General features: G+C 57.6%; 11 protein-coding genes and 2 tRNA genes. 6 read left to right on the forward strand and 7 right to left on the reverse strand.

Annotation, left to right across the window (positions count from 1 at the left end; genetic code table 11):
• The 3 genes from RRU01S_RS25030 to RRU01S_RS16045 form a co-directional block, all read right to left on the reverse strand.
• Window positions 1-2,244, reverse strand: a complete 2,244-nt coding sequence (locus RRU01S_RS25030) for a capsular polysaccharide export protein, LipB/KpsS family (protein WP_165572237.1) — start codon at window positions 2,242-2,244, stop codon at window positions 1-3.
• An 86-nt stretch (window positions 2,245-2,330) separates the two neighbouring features.
• The gene (locus RRU01S_RS16040; protein WP_081880102.1) at window positions 2,331-3,533 is read right to left on the reverse strand and encodes a glycosyltransferase family 2 protein; all 1,203 of its coding nucleotides are present in this window, start codon (window positions 3,531-3,533) and stop codon (window positions 2,331-2,333) included.
• Window positions 3,534-3,815: 282 nt separating this feature from the next.
• Window positions 3,816-3,892: transfer RNA gene (locus RRU01S_RS16045), tRNA-Pro, on the reverse strand.
• A gap of 231 nt (window positions 3,893-4,123) precedes the next feature.
• Here RRU01S_RS16045 and RRU01S_RS16050 point away from each other — a divergent pair.
• Together RRU01S_RS16050 and mqo are read left to right on the forward strand one after the other, a co-directional pair.
• Window positions 4,124-4,534, forward strand: coding sequence for a hypothetical protein (locus RRU01S_RS16050; RefSeq protein ID WP_045231309.1), 411 nt, complete (start codon window positions 4,124-4,126; stop codon window positions 4,532-4,534).
• Window positions 4,535-5,007: 473 nt separating this feature from the next.
• Complete coding sequence (gene mqo, locus RRU01S_RS16055; protein WP_081880104.1) at window positions 5,008-6,678, forward strand: malate dehydrogenase (quinone); 1,671 nt, start codon at window positions 5,008-5,010, stop codon at window positions 6,676-6,678.
• 47 nt (window positions 6,679-6,725) lie between these two features.
• Here mqo and RRU01S_RS16060 read toward each other — a convergent pair whose 3' ends face one another.
• Window positions 6,726-7,481, reverse strand: coding sequence for a bestrophin-like domain (locus RRU01S_RS16060; RefSeq protein WP_045231310.1), 756 nt, complete (start codon window positions 7,479-7,481; stop codon window positions 6,726-6,728).
• Between the two features lie 43 nt (window positions 7,482-7,524).
• Window positions 7,525-9,930 carry a PAS domain S-box protein gene (locus RRU01S_RS16065; protein WP_052816099.1) on the reverse strand — a complete coding sequence of 802 codons (2,406 nt, stop codon included), beginning with the start codon at window positions 9,928-9,930 and terminating at the stop codon, window positions 7,525-7,527.
• A gap of 388 nt (window positions 9,931-10,318) precedes the next feature.
• On the opposite strand from RRU01S_RS16065, the gene RRU01S_RS16070 reads away from it, so the two are divergent.
• Complete coding sequence (locus RRU01S_RS16070) at window positions 10,319-12,262, forward strand: AI-2E family transporter (protein ID WP_081880103.1); 1,944 nt, start codon at window positions 10,319-10,321, stop codon at window positions 12,260-12,262.
• Here the strand turns inward: RRU01S_RS16070 and RRU01S_RS16075 are convergent.
• The gene (locus tag RRU01S_RS16075) at window positions 12,259-12,921 is read right to left on the reverse strand and encodes a DUF2161 domain-containing phosphodiesterase (RefSeq protein ID WP_045231311.1); all 663 of its coding nucleotides are present in this window, start codon (window positions 12,919-12,921) and stop codon (window positions 12,259-12,261) included. The genes RRU01S_RS16070 and RRU01S_RS16075 overlap by 4 nt on opposite strands.
• 58 nt (window positions 12,922-12,979) lie before the next feature.
• Window positions 12,980-13,054, reverse strand: a tRNA-Gln gene (locus tag RRU01S_RS16080).
• A 172-nt stretch (window positions 13,055-13,226) separates the two neighbouring features.
• On the opposite strand from RRU01S_RS16080, the gene RRU01S_RS16085 reads away from it, so the two are divergent.
• From RRU01S_RS16085 to RRU01S_RS16095, 3 genes are read left to right on the forward strand one after another with little or no spacing between them, the layout of a single operon-like run.
• Window positions 13,227-13,523, forward strand: coding sequence for a cupin domain-containing protein (locus RRU01S_RS16085; protein WP_045231387.1), 297 nt, complete (start codon window positions 13,227-13,229; stop codon window positions 13,521-13,523).
• A 15-nt stretch (window positions 13,524-13,538) separates the two neighbouring features.
• Window positions 13,539-14,447 (forward strand): MBL fold metallo-hydrolase, encoded by a 909-nt coding sequence (locus RRU01S_RS16090; RefSeq protein WP_045231312.1) that lies wholly within the window; start codon window positions 13,539-13,541, stop codon window positions 14,445-14,447.
• A complete protein-coding gene (locus RRU01S_RS16095) occupies window positions 14,434-14,904 on the forward strand; it encodes a thiol-disulfide oxidoreductase DCC family protein (protein ID WP_045231388.1) in 471 nt (156 codons plus the stop codon). The genes RRU01S_RS16090 and RRU01S_RS16095 overlap by 14 nt, the downstream gene beginning before the upstream one ends.
• The last annotated feature ends 3 nt before the right edge of the window (window positions 14,905-14,907 follow it).

A 14,907-nucleotide genomic window follows, 5' to 3' on the forward strand; every position in this document is an offset into this window, starting at 1 on the left:
TCACACCGTTCGTTTGACGGAGAATGTCGCGCCTTCCATATTCTTCACACCCAGAGTGCCACCGTCAGTGTTCAACGAGACGTAATCGATGTTACCGGCGGTCCATTTCATGGCACCCGTTCCGTTTGCCATGGGGAACCAAGCACCCGCTGTTTCCCCACCCACTTCGAAGGTGAAATTGTTGGCAAAGGTGATTTTCTGTCCGGTATCGGTTTCCCAGCTGCCCGTGAGCGGGCCGAGCTTTGGAAAGAACTTTTCAGCCCCTGAAATGTTGGTGATGACGCAGGCAATGCGATCAGGCCTGCCCGGACGGGTTATGGTCGCGACCAGTCGATAGTCCGGCGAGATTGTCTTGAACAAGGCAAGCCATTGCCCAGGATGGAAAACGGAACAATGGCTGTGTCCGTCGTCGTAGCACGCAATCACGTGATAATTGTAGCGAGCCGCTTCATGCAGTTTCTTCACGAGTGCGGGCAAGGCATGCGGTTCGAAATGCTCGAGAACGTCGGCAGACACACACACATGTCCGGTCGGGATATCATCCTTCAAAACGTCTGCTGTCCGGAACTCGACATTGTTCGGAATGACCGCGAGCTGTGGCGCACGCGCCCAGTCGAGACCGATGACATTGGGAACGACGGAAGCGATTTTGCGGAGGAACCGGCCATTGCCGCAGCCGATTTCAATGACGACACCAGGATTGACGGAGGCAATGACATCGCAGTGGTCAACAAGCCAGTTGTTGTCCTGATAGCCGCGGTCATGATCGTGTAGCCGCTGATAATCCGTGGCCGTCCGGTTTTTGTGCGTAAGTGTCGGGTCCATACCCGCAGCATAGGCCGAGGTCAGCATCTCGACTTCCACATGGCGCCTCAGCTCAGGAGACCGCATTGCGGTCATAGCCATGTCCGCATAAGCCGAATAGGCGGAGCGAATGGTCGTTCCCAGGATCGTCTCGCCAAAGCTGGCAGCCAAGCCTCCCGCGTGCAGGCGCGTCGCAACCTCCGTGGCTGCGGCGACCGTATGTCCAGAACCTGTGGACTGTCCGCCTTGAGATTCCGCCTGCTTTTTCAGGCGGGCCGCCAATTCGACGGCCTGTGTTGCAACTTGGCGCAGATTTGCATTTTCGGCCTGCGCATCCGCAAGAGCCGCGCTGAGACGATCATTGTCTTGATGCACACCGGCCTCGCTTTCGTCTGAGCCTACCTTGACTACGTTAGCGGACACGCCCGCCAGGGCACGACTGACGTGCCGCTCGAGACTGTTGTTGTCGTAAATCGAAAAGCAGCAATATTCCAAATAGTAGTGCAGAAATTGCGCCATCCAGGCCGAATTATCTGGCAGCTCTGCGGCAAACGCTGCGTCGAGCTCGTCCAGCGAACCGATCGCCGTTGTCGCAAGCTCGTATTCGCTCGCCGCAAAGGAGAAAACGGGCTTCGAATACATCAAAGCTTCCAAGCCCACGCCGGAGTTCGCGACGATGACGGACCGGCATCCTTCAAGATGCTGATGGATCGAGGCATTTGACACGACGACTGAGGAGAATGCTTTCTGAACTTCTTCCAACACTTCCTTGACGACGGCCGAACGGCACAAGGGGTGCCGTTTCAAAACGAGGAAATAGCCACTTTTCTGAGCCAGCTCGGCCGCTCGAACAATGACATCAAAAGGATTCAGTCTGCAAAACTCGCTGACAGGATCGTCAATAAGCTGCAATGGGAAATAGACATAGGGGCGATCAAGCCCAAAGGCTTCGGTCGACTGGCTGTATTTCGACACGTTTTGACGGCGCAGATTGTCTTTCAGACGCTGGACATAGGCGCGACTGGCTTCAGGATCGCATCCTCTAATCCGTGAAAGGTGCGATGTCGGAAACTTTGCAAGCGAACTCCAGCCGGAAAACCCGTTCGGATCGAATGAATACCAGCCGGCAATCGGCGTTTCTTTGATTCGCCAGACATTCTGCTCGGTACCGATGGAGTGATAGGAAAACACCACCCCGTTCGCGCGCGCACGGCGTGGGACATTGTGCATCCCATGCGCGACCGGCTTGAGATGAACATCGATCGGGCGGGACGCGAGAACCGAGCAAAACTGCGAGAACATCGCCCGATGACGATCACCATCCAGCGGCGACGGAAACCATGTCGTCGGCACTTCGAGATCGACCGGTATTCTGCTGGGCTGCGTTCCGACCAATGGAGAATGGTCAGACACCAAGGCAAGTGGGGAATTCATTTTCATCACAGAATCCATTTTCGACTTCTCTGCTTACAAAACATTCCCACCGTTAACACGTCAGCCTTGCCCCGAACTGTCGATACACCCCGTCAGATGAACTGCTCCAGATAAGCAGGCAGATCAAACGCCGCATCACTACGCTTGAGAGGTTCACCGAAGCGCGGGTCGAGGCGAAGCCAGGCGCGGGGGCCATCGTCGTGGGATGGCAGTTCGCGGGTGATGCGGTCTTTTACGGCGGGCGGCAGGAGATCGACGATATCGTTGCCGACGGCCGGGTCGATGATGATGAGCTGATCGCTGAAGGCAGCTGCTTCTTTGGCCGCGACGACGAGGCCGGCGAGTTTCTGGATCGTATCGATCGAGGTGCCAGCCAGAGGCACGTTCTGGTAAGCGGCCATGCGGTTATAGAGGATGTAGGCTTCAGGCCAGTTGCGCGCTTCGATATGCAGTCGCAAGGCGACGCCCTGTCGCTGCATCATGAATTCGGTCAGACGGCGGACGAAGTCGTCGCGTTCGTAAGTGGACGGTATCTTGTTTTTCCACATCTGCGCCGCCAAAAACTCGATGCCGCCGCGATAGGTGTCCCACTGGAACATGCACTCATTGTTGCCCTGCTGCATTCTGGGATCATCGGAGATGGCGGTGACGCGTGCAAAGGGTTCCGGCATGAAAAGGACATCGGCCTTGTCGAGCGCACGGACCGTATAGAGGTAAGCCCAGAAAATGAACGGGGTCGCGCTGGATATGGACTTTGCCAGAACATCGCGACGAACGATCAGAAACTCTGGGAACACATGGTGGTTGAAGATGAAGTTGAGGAAGGACGAGAAGTCCGCCTTCGAATGGCGTGTCGGGCCGGGAATGCGGTAGAACGGCCCGATATCGCGCTGACCGCCACGGGCATCCACCAGCAACCATGGCGCCTGCACCATACCGATGCTGGGCTCAGCCTGCATGATCTCAACATATTCTTTGACCTTTTCAGGGATCAGCAGGTCGTCATCGCCTAGAAATACGGCGTAGCGGCCGCGCGCGCGGCGCATGGCAAAAGCATAGTTGCTGACGAAGCCGGAGTTTTTGACGCGTCTGTAGGCGCTGACTTCGGGAACATCGGCGAGGGTCTTGATGTAGTCGGCGGTGCCATCGGTCGAGCAATCGTCAACAAGGACAATCTCGAACGACATACCAAGTCTGCGAAACCATTCCAGATGGAAATTGACATTCCGCTCGAGCAGAAACTGCCTGTTATAGGTCGGCACACAAATTGAGAGTAGGATTTCTGAACTGGACATTGCGCGACCGCCTGTGAATATCGACTGACATCGCCTCTCTGGAAGAATTCACCCTGACATGGGTGGCGGATACGCGCACCCTCGTCGGCAGGAAATTCTCGAGCCCGAGGACGGATGCGGGGTGAGTCTCTTGCTACCCGCCAGCGCTGCTCTCCTCATGAACGAACAGCCCGGCAGACTGTGGAAAAAGGGATATAGAGCCCGGCTTTCGCGAAGCTTATGCACCAACTCAAAGTTGGGTGGGATAGGCAGATGAAAAGACGATGTCTGCGCTCGAAAGTTTGGTCGGAGTGAGAGGATTCGAACCTCCGACCCCGTCGTCCCGAACGACGTGCGCTACCAGACTGCGCTACACTCCGCGACCAGATGATTTTCTATAAACCAGCGCTTTTTTCCCGACAAGCGGGGTGTTTGAATTTTTCAAATGCCTGCGAATGGCGTGGAAAAACGCGTTCAATCGTTACAAAAAAGCAATTGTGGCGAAAAATATTCGTCAAAGCGCACTGGGTGTCTGTTGCATGCCGTCAAATCTGCTAGGGGATCATGATCTCCCGCAACAACCGGAAACGGCTCAACAAGGATAATTCGACATGCGTTTTCGCAGCGTAACATTGGCAGGGCTGGCCATTGCCCTTTCCGCTTGCACGACCACCACCCCTTCGCTTGCTCCAAAGAACGCTGTGGAAACCCGCTGGGTCGGCAAGTCGGCTGGCGTTTTCTTCGCCAAATTCGGCCCACCGCTGAGCGATGTCGATACCGGTAGCACGACCACGTTCAACTGGCGCGGCGGTTACAAGACCACGACGATCCCGGCGAAGTTTGACGAAACCAAGGATGGCAAGCGCGGTCGCCAGGTGTCGTCTGCCCGCAAAGTCTATCTCTCCTGCACCGTGCAGCTGACGGTGGGTTCGGATTACAACATCCGCTCCATCCGCACGGTATCGGATCGCCCAGGCGTGAACGGCCCGAGCTATTGCGCCGAATTCCTCGCTGCCGACTAAAGGCCGCTCTATCCCAACAAAATCGCCCGCGGAAGGTCACTTCGGCGGGCTTTTTTGTGGATTGACGCGATAGGCGGAAGAACCGGGCACGGCGACGTTTATCCAGAAATCGGCTCTGCACATCTGTTATGCGTTTTGCGCATGCCGCCCTATATTAGCATTGCATGCTTCGCACAGATTGTAATGCTTTGGCCGTGGCGGCACATCACCGCAGCCTTATGATACGGAAAAATAAGGCAAAATGTCGCAGGCGTCACTTTTACGCCCGCTTTTCGACACGGCTTATTCCTTCGCCAAGCCGCGCCCTTGCTCAGACTGCGTCAGCAAGCGGGTGTATTGCAAGAGTTGTCTTACAGGATTGATTGCGTTATTGCGCCGCACAATTGAAAATCATCAAGAGCTTAGGAAAAGACGTGACCATAAAAGACAAGGGCAACGGCCTGACCACCGGATTTTCTCGCGACACACTGACCATGAACCGCCGCCAGGTGCTGGGTACCGCGCTGGCAGGCCTTGCTGCGGCGACCGTGCCGGGCGCAGCAGCGCTGGCTCAGACTGCGGACAAAAAAGTCGATGTTTTGCTGATTGGTGGCGGAATCATGAGTGCCACGCTTGGCGTTTGGCTGCATGAGCTTGAACCGACATGGTCCATCGAAATGCTGGAGCGTCTGGACGCCGTGGCCATGGAAAGCTCCAATGGCTGGAACAATGCCGGTACGGGCCACTCTGCTCTAGCAGAACTGAACTACACGCCTGAAACCGCCAATGGCGGCATCGATATTTCCAAGGCCGTTGAAATCAACGAATCCTTCCAGATTTCCCGCCAGTTCTGGGCATGGCAGGTGCGCAATGGCGTGCTGAAAAACCCACGTTCCTTTATCAACCACACTCCACATATGAGCTTCGTGTGGGGTGACGAGAACATCTCCTATCTGGAAAAGCGCTACGAGGCGCTGAAGGCCAGCCCGCTGTTTGCCGGCATGCAATATTCCAGCGATCCGGAAGAGATCAAGAAATGGGTTCCGCTGATGATGGAAGGCCGCGATCCCGGCCAGAAGATTGGCGCGACATGGTCTCCGCTGGGCACCGATATGGAATTCGGTGAGATCACCCGCCAGTTCGTTGCCCATCTGAAGAGCCAAGAGAATTTCAACCTTCAGGTTTCCAGCGAAGTCGATGGCATCGAGCGCAATGCCGATGGCACATGGCGCGTGAGCTACAGCAACACGAAGGATGGCAGCACCCACACAGTGGATGCGAAGTTCCTCTTCGTCGGTGCCGGTGGCGGCGCGCTGCACCTGTTGCAGATGTCCGGCATTCCCGAAGGTGAGGATTACGCAGGCTTCCCGGTCGGCGGTTCGTTCCTCGTCAACGAGAACCCTGACGTAACCATGCTGCATCTGGCCAAGGCCTATGGCAAGGCATCAGTCGGCTCTCCGCCCATGTCGGTTCCGCACCTCGACACACGCGTCATCGGCGGCAAGCGCGTCATCCTGTTTGGACCTTTTGCGACGTTCTCCACCAAGTTCCTGAAGGAAGGCTCGTATTTCGACCTGCTGACCTCGACCACCATGAGCAATGCATGGCCGATGATGAGCGTTGGCATGGATGAATATCCGCTGGTGGAGTATCTGGCGGGACAGTTGATGCTGTCCGACGACGACCGCTTTGCGGCGTTGCAGGAATATTTCCCCGGTGCGAAACAGGGCGAATGGCGTCTGTGGCAGGCAGGTCAGCGCGTGCAGATCATCAAGCGCGATGCCGACAAGGGCGGCGTGCTGAAGCTCGGCACGGAAATCGTCAGCGCCAAGGATGGCAGCATTGCCGCTCTGCTCGGCGCTTCGCCGGGTGCGTCCACGGCTGCTCCCATCATGCTGCAGGTTCTGGAAAAGGTCTTCGCCGAAAAGGTCGCGAGCCCCGAATGGCAGGCCAAAATCCACCAGATCGTTCCAAGCTATGGCACGAAGCTGAATGCCGATCCTGAAAAGGTCATGCAGGAATGGGCCTATACCAGCGAACATCTACAACTGCCGACCCCACCACAGATCGATATGGCAGCGCTGTCGCAGGCGGCTGCGGCTGCTCCTGCCGCCACCACGGCTGACAGCATTCCGGCCAAGCGCGTGGGTGATCTCGCGCCTTGATATCGCTGATGCTTCAGGTGGTTATGGAAGCCACCTGAAGCCAGACGTTATTGACGGACTTCGGCCAAGGCACGCCTGAGTGGTTCATCCGATACCTGGATGAAACCCCGGAACGGTATGTCCATGTCCAGGACGAGATAGAAGGCCGCCGCCAGAAGCGTGGCAGCGATGATGAAGGATGTGACGACGATGGCGTTTCTGGGGGCGCGGTAACCGAAGCTTCCGAAAATCAGCACGAGCCAGGCAACCAGTATGCCGACGAGCGGCATGGGGATCACGCCTTCGGATTGCTCGATGATTGTCCAGCGTTGCTCCATCACGCGCTGGAACTGTCGCCTGATGTCCGAGGCGAGATCCTGATGATAAGTATCTGACGGCTGAATGGTGACGAGCGCATCCGACAGCCGGTCCATCGCTTGTCCTGCCGGATCGGGCAAACCTCTCAAGCTGTCATCGGCGCGCGCGGGTTGCGCAATCGCTTTATCGATATAGTCCACCAGCGCGCCGCGTGCTTCCCGACCGCCAATACCGTAGTTGCGCAGCGACTGATCGAGCAGGATCAGGTTGGTCGCATAGGAGTGCGCGTTGGCGTTGACGGTCTCGAAGGTATTCTTCGACGAGTTGATCATCAGACCGAAGACCAGAGAGGTCATGACCACAAAGATATTGGCAACCAGACGGATCACCGCATTGGTTTCATCGTCCTTGTGGCGCGCAGACAGACGCGGCGAAATCGCCATGGCACCGAGCGAGGCTGACAGGAGACAGATGAAGACGCCGGATGCCAGCCATATCTCGCTCATCGACGCTCCCTGAACGTTTGGGGTCGAAAGGTCAGAAGGACGCTCAAGAGGAGCGTCCAATCAGGTCGTTTACCTTGCGCGCGAACACATCCATCTGGAAGGGTTTCGTCATCACGTGCATGCCGTGATCCAGATGACCGTGGTTGAGAACGGCGTTTTCGGCGTAACCGGTAATGAACAGCACACCGAGATCAGGCCGCGACAGACGTGCCGCTTCAGCCAGTTGACGACCGTTCATGCCATTGGGCAATCCGACATCGGTAACGAGCAAATCGATCCGTTGATCGGAGTTGAGAATTGCCATGGCGGAGGGGCCGTCGCCGGCCTCCAGAACCGCATAGCCGAGATCTTCGAGCTGCTCGACGGCAATCATTCTCACCAGCGGTTCGTCATCGACCACAAGGATCGTTTCGCCGCCGCTTGATTGCGGTGTCGGCGACTGTGGCTCGGCTTTGGCTTCCTCGACTTGGACGTCCATGCTGTGGCGCGGCAGGAAAATACATATCGTCGTGCCCTGCCCGACCTTGGAATCGATGCGCACGGCACCATCCGATTGTCCGGCAAAGCCATGCACCATGGAAAGGCCAAGGCCCGTTCCCTGCCCGATGGGCTTTGTCGTGTAGAACGGGTCGAAGGCGCGCGCCATCACATCGGCAGACATGCCGGTTCCGGTATCGCTGACGCACAGGGATACATATTCGCCGGCTTTCAGGCCCTGTTCTTTGGCCGCCCGCTCGTCCAGCCAGTGATTACCCGTCTCGATGGTGATCTTGCCGCCTTCAGGCATGGCATCGCGGGCGTTGATGCACAGGTTGAGCAGAGCATTTTCAAGCTGGCCTGCGTCCACAAAGGTCGTCCACAGACCCGGCGCCGACGCCGTTTCGACCTCGATGCTTGGTCCGATACTGCGATGGACGAGTTCGAGAATACCGTTCACGAGGCTGTTGAGATCGGTGGGCTTCGGGTCGAGCGTCTGGCGGCGCGAAAAGGCCAGCAGTCTCTGGGTCAGTCCGGCGGCGCGCTTTGTCGCTGCACTTGCTTCGACCAGGTAGCGATCCAACTCGCCGATGCGTCCCTGTGCAAGCCGCGTCTTCATCATCTCCAGACTTCCGCCGATGCCCGCAAGGATGTTGTTGAAATCATGCGCCAGACCACCGGTGAGCTGACCGATGGCCTCGATCTTCTGTGCTTGACGCAATTGCTCCTGGGCATCCACGAGTTCGGCCTCACGGGCTTTGTATTCTGAGAGATCACGGCCGACGGCAATGAAATTGACGTTGTCTGCCTCCGGCGAGACCGTCCAGTCGATGGGTGTCCAGACGCCGGTCTTGGTCAAGACCCGGTTTTCAAAACGCGTCGGGTGGCCTGTTTTCGCCATCTCCATTAGCGCAGCCGTCGTTCCTGCCACGTCCTCGGGATGAATGATATCGGCGTAGGGATTGCGCAACAGCTCCAGCTCGCTCCAGCCTAAAACCACGCTCCAGGCAGGATTGACGGCCGACAGTTCTCCATCATAGCTCGCACGGGCCAACATGTCCTGTGACAGTCGCCAGAGCTGATCGCGCTCGGCACGCGCCGTTTTCTCATCGGTCACGTCACGAATGATGCAATAAATCTTGCCGTGGTCGGGAACACAGACCCACGAAAACCATCTATAGACACCGTTCTTTGCCCGGTATCTGTTCTCAGCCTCGATCACCGCCTCACCTGCGATCAGCTTAGCCAAAGCTGCCTTGGCATGCGGAATATCGTCAGGATGCAACAGGTCGGTATAGGCAAAACCGCGCATGTCTTGAGCACTGTATCCAAGCGTCTTGCCCCATGCGGGGTTGGTGGCCAAAAAGCGGCCTTCCATGCTGACGACGGCCAGCATATCCGGGTTTATGTTCCAGGTCGTGCCCTGTTCGAGCACCCGCTCCAGAACCTGACGCTCGAGGTCTTCATTCAGCGCCTCCAGCTGATGGGACGCCTTCACCCGCTCGGACGTGTCTCTCACGACAGCGAAGACACCGACGGTGACACCTTCATCATCGACCACGGGCGAATAATCGAGATCCAGCCAGACGTGTTCGGGGCCACCATTTCTGAAAAGAGTGAATTCCTGATCCTTGTAGGACAGCGTTTTGCCCGCCATGCCGGTTTTCATGACCGCATCGTTGAAATTGGCGGCTTCCGGCCAGCCTTCGCGCAGCTTGGCGCCCAGCAAGCCCGGATGTCTCTTGCCGGCGATTTCCACATAGGCGTCATTGTAGATCATGATGCCGTCATCACCCCACAGCGTGGCGATGGCGACGGGAGAGCGCAACATCATGGCCACCGCTGTTCGAACGGTGGAACTCCATTGTTCAATGGGTCCCAATGAGGTCGTGGACCAATCGAATTGATGGATGAGATCGGCTGTCTCGCCAGTCTCTGGCAAATAGGACGGCCGGGTAGAACCTGCAGGCATTCAGAACTCCAAGCGCGAAAACCAGACTAGGCTTTTAGCGGTGTTTTCATGCGTCTCGCAACGCATGTTTCGTATATACCGACTTCACTTTTGCGGATTCTCGATGATTTGTCTTTTTTGCCGATCAGGCCTTATAACCGTTTTCACGATCACGCCGGGCAAAGAAAGCCATGGCAGTTGAGACACACATCTGAATGCTTATCGTCATCGCCGCGCTCATATAAGGAACCGGACATCAACACGCGCGTTCAACGCCTCGCATACGGCGTGACAGTCCGGTTGTGCGTCACTCAGTTCGACCTGCCCGCCAAAGTTTTTGCACATCCGCTGGTGCTCTTTGTCGCATTGGTCCGCACAGTGAACCGGATGAGCATAGGGCGGGAAAAACATGGACTTTCCAAAAACAATCAGCGCGGTAACGGCGGGTCCAACCTATCCGAAAACCGACGCGGCCTCGACCAATATGCTGTCGGGCAAGACAGTGCTGATCCTGATCGGGGTGGCGTTTCTGTTGCGCGTGGGTCAGGAAATCTTCATTCCGCTTGCGCTCTCGCTGCTTTTGTCGTTCACGCTGGCGCCCATCGTCTCCTTCCTGCGCAAACGCTCGGTGCCGAAGATTCTGGCCGTCATTCTCGCCGTCATATCGGCCTTCAGCGCGATCGCGGTTTTCAGTTTCATCGTTGCCACACAGGTGGCAAACTTGGCCGAAAACATTCCGACCTATCAGCGCAACATCGTGGCCAAGGTTCAGGTTCTGGCGCAGGCCGGTGCGGGCAACGGCCTGCTCGACCATCTCAGCAAGGTGGTGGAAAAGGTAGGGGCCGAGATACAGGTCCGCGCCGTGGAGAGCCAGGATGACGCTGCGCCCGAAGTTCAGCCGCGCGAACCCATGCCCGTCGAAATCATATCGCGCACCAATCCGTTGCAAACGCTCGGCAATTTGATCCTGCCGCTCATCAGCCCCTTTGCGACGGCGGGCCTTGTCATCGTTCTCGTCGTCTTCATGCTGCTGGAACGGGAGGATTTGAGAGATCGCTTCATCCGGCTGGTGGGCCTGAGCGACCTGCATCGAACCACGGCAGCACTTCAGGATGCAGGCAAGCGCGTCGGCAAATATCTGCTGATGCAGCTGGTAGTGAATGCGCTTTACGCCCTGCCCATCACCATCGGCTTGTGGATATTGGGAATACCCAATGCGATCCTCTGGGGCCTGCTGACGCTCGTATTGCGGTTCGTGCCCTATATCGGGCCTGTCATTGGCATGATCCTGCCGCTGTTTCTGGCGCTGGCCATCGCGCCCGGTTGGTCGCTGGTTGCCTGGGTGGCGGCGCTGTTCCTGACGACGGAACTCATCAGCAACAATGTAGTCGAGCCCTGGCTCTACGGCTCTCACACGGGCCTGTCGCCGCTGGCGATCATCGTGTCGGCCATTTTCTGGTCCTGGCTGTGGGGGCCGATCGGCCTGATGCTATCGACGCCGCTCACCGTGTGCCTTGTCGTGCTTGGCCGCTACGTTCCGCAGTTCGGTTTTCTCGATGTTCTGCTTGGAAACGAGCCGGTTCTGGAACTGCACGAAAAGCTCTATCAGCGTCTTCTGGCAGGCGACCCGAACGAGGCGACGGACAATGCCGAGGACTATCTGAAGGACGAATATCTCGTTGACTATTACGACAAGGTCGGGCTTCCGGCTCTCCTTTTAGGTGAAATGGACAGGCAGCGTGGCGTCATGTCCGATGCGCAGATCGCGCTGTTTTCCTCCAGTTCGATAATGCTCGTCGAAAACCTTTCCGACATTGCCGACGAAGAGGAGAATGAGGAAGAGGACGCGGAAACATCTGCAACCGGCGAAGACGTGGGCGACCTGCCGGACGGTGCGGGCCAGACCATTCTGTGTCTGGGTGGCCGTGGCGCCATAGACGACGCCGTATCGGCGATGCTGTCGCAGATCATCGACATTCAAGGCGCGGAGGTCTCGTCTTCAAGTTATTCTGCGATGACTGGGCAAAGCTCGCAAAAACTCGAGCTCGATGGTGTCGATACTGTCGTCGTCTCGTTCCTCAACGGCAACTCCAAATCCCATGCCCGCCAGATCATCCGCCGTTTGAAGCGTGCCAAACCCTCCATGCGGGTGGGCATCCTGATGCCGACTGCTAACGGGCAGAATTTCGCGCAGATCGATGCGTCGGATATCAGCGCCGATTTCATCGCGACAACGCTGAATGAAGCCGCAAAACTCGCCTTGACGAAGACGGCGCCGACGGAACTCGTCGTTCTTGCGCGCAAGATCGGTCGCCCGCGACTAAGAGCGGTCAAGCCGATAGAGGCAGCTTAAGGGGCGTCAGATGATTGGGGCCATCGGATAAGCGCGTCGCGGCCAGCGTCTGTCAGGCCATACACGCCTCTGTCCAATCGCTCGAACCAGCCATAGACATTGGATTGCAAAATTTTCCCGGCGTCCGGGATGCGTTCCCTCACATCGCGAAGGCGCATCGGCTCTGCGGAGAGAGCGGCTGCACAGCCCAAAGCCTGCTGGCGGTAGGCGGTCATCATTGGCGTGCGCGTGCTGCCGCCCAGGACGGGATCGCCGCGCCTGTTCTGGTGCTCGCGCACAAGCCTGGAGCGCCGTTTCGGATTGGTACGTGGCATGGGCGATACGGAAGCAACGATGACGCTGACATCCCCACGGTCGGACACACCGAGCATGCCGATGCCAAGACGACGGCAGAGATCGCGATAGCGCTTGTCAGCCTCCCGCCCCCTGCCCTTGGCCGAGATGCGCGCGGCAATCCAGACCTCGTCCGAAATCGCCGCTCTGTCGACAGCCTGAAGGATGAGCTCGAGATTGAAGGTGAGTTTCAGTTCGCACACGACGACGATAGGTGGATCATCCCCATTGATCCCCACCAGATCACAACCGCCAATCTCGCCTTTGACCACATAACCAGCGGATTCAAGGAAGGTTTTGACAGGCAGATAAAGAGAGGTTTCCATGTAGGTTGACTATCACAGACGGGAATGATTCGGACCGTCAGGAACGCCGAAAAATGTGTGGCTGGGGCGCCAGGATTCGAACCTGGGAATGCCGGTACCAAAAACCGGTGCCTTACCGCTTGGCGACGCCCCACCAGGGCAGACGGCGAAGCGCCACTGCCTGAACCGGGCCTGATTAGCAAAGCCGACTGGCAGCGGCAATCATTAAGTTGAGGGGTGAACAATATTTCTTGTGTGTCCACTTCGTGCTTCATGTTACGTCAGAAGACAACCTGTCGTTCCACAGCTATTCGGTGAACAGTGTCATGAGCAAATACAGCGCCCGCCCGCCCGCCATTCCCACCACGCTTCTGGATGACGATGTGGTGCGGATCATTCGCTGGGATTTCGAACCGGGGGCCGATACGGGTCACCACACCCATGGGCTGGGCTATGTCGTCGTGCCGATGACCGATTGTCATTTCCTGATCGAAGAAGAAGACGGTAGCCGCCATGTGGATGTGGCGCAGGGCATGCCCTATCGACGTGAAGCGGGTGTTTCGCACAATGTGGTCAATGCCGGCAGCGAACCGATGTCCTTCATCGAAATCGAATACAAGTGAGCATTGACTGAGCCGATGGCAGACCCGGACTTCAACCGCGACTTCGACCCCGCCTATGGTACTGCCGTGCCGGTGGCGGATGGTGTGCAGCGCATCACGGTCAACAATCCCTCGGCTTTTACCTTTTACGGCACGAACAGCTATATCGTCGGAGACAAGTCCGTTGCCGTCATCGATCCCGGCCCGGAGGACGAGGCACATTTTCAAGCGCTGATGACGGCGCTGGAAGGCCGCGACGTCACCCATATCTTCGTCAGCCATACGCATCGCGACCACTCGCCGCTGGCCGCCCGGCTTGCCCAAGCCACCGGCGCGCTGACAGTAGCCGAAGGGCCGCATCGCGCTGCGCGCCCCTTGCACGAAGGCGAGCGCAACCCGTTTGCCGAAAGCTCCGATACCGCCTTTGTGCCCGACATCGTACTCGGCGACAACCAGAGCCTTTCCGGTGACGGCTGGACGTTGACGGCGCTGCACACGCCCGGCCATACCGCCAACCATTCAGCTTTTGCGCTTGGCGATACCGGCATCGTCTTTTCGGCCGACCATGTCATGGCCTGGGCCACGACCATCGTCGCACCGCCGGATGGATCGATGAGCGACTATATGGCCTCACTGGCAAAACTGCTAAAACGCGACGACCGGCTGTTTCTGCCCGGCCATGGCGGGCCGGTCAACGACCCCACCGCCTTCATGCGCGGGCTGCGCGCTCATAGACGCATGCGTGAAAAGGCGGTGCTTGCCCGTATCAAAGCGGGCGACAGAACCATACCTGACATGGTGAAGATCATCTACCGCAGCACCGATCCGCGCCTGCACGGAGCAGCAGCCCTTTCGGTTCTGGCGCATATCGAAGACCTGATCGAAAAAGGCGAGGTACAGACAGATGGCCCGCCTGCGCTGGGTGGGCTTTATGTTCCGACATAGGAGCGAGACCCTGGGTACAGCCTATAGCTATCGCGCCGATCCAGCAGTGCCGGACTTCCCCGACGATAGGCCATTGATCGTTTTCGATGGCGAATGCGGGTTTTGCTCTCGCGATATCGATTTCGTCTTACGCCACGATAAAAACGCGCTGTTTCGTTTCACTCCTGCGCAGTCTGAACTTGGCACGGCGTTGATGCGTCATTACGGCTATAGAACAGACAATTATGAAACCAGTTTGTTGGTTGAAAACGGCATCGCTTATCCCCGTTCGGACGGTGTTTTACGCGTGCTGAAGTTGCTGGGTGGCAGGACCAGTCTGCTGGCCATTTTCCGCTTCGTGCCACGCGGTCTTCGGGACCGTGTTTACGATCTGGTTGCGCGCAACCGCATGAAGATTGCCGGACGGCGTCAGGCTTGCCGGATGCCGACAGCAGCGGAACGCGATCGATTCATCTGATCG

The organism is Agrobacterium rubi TR3 = NBRC 13261 (assembly GCF_000739935.1).
Taxonomy (GTDB): domain Bacteria; phylum Pseudomonadota; class Alphaproteobacteria; order Rhizobiales; family Rhizobiaceae; genus Agrobacterium; species Agrobacterium rubi.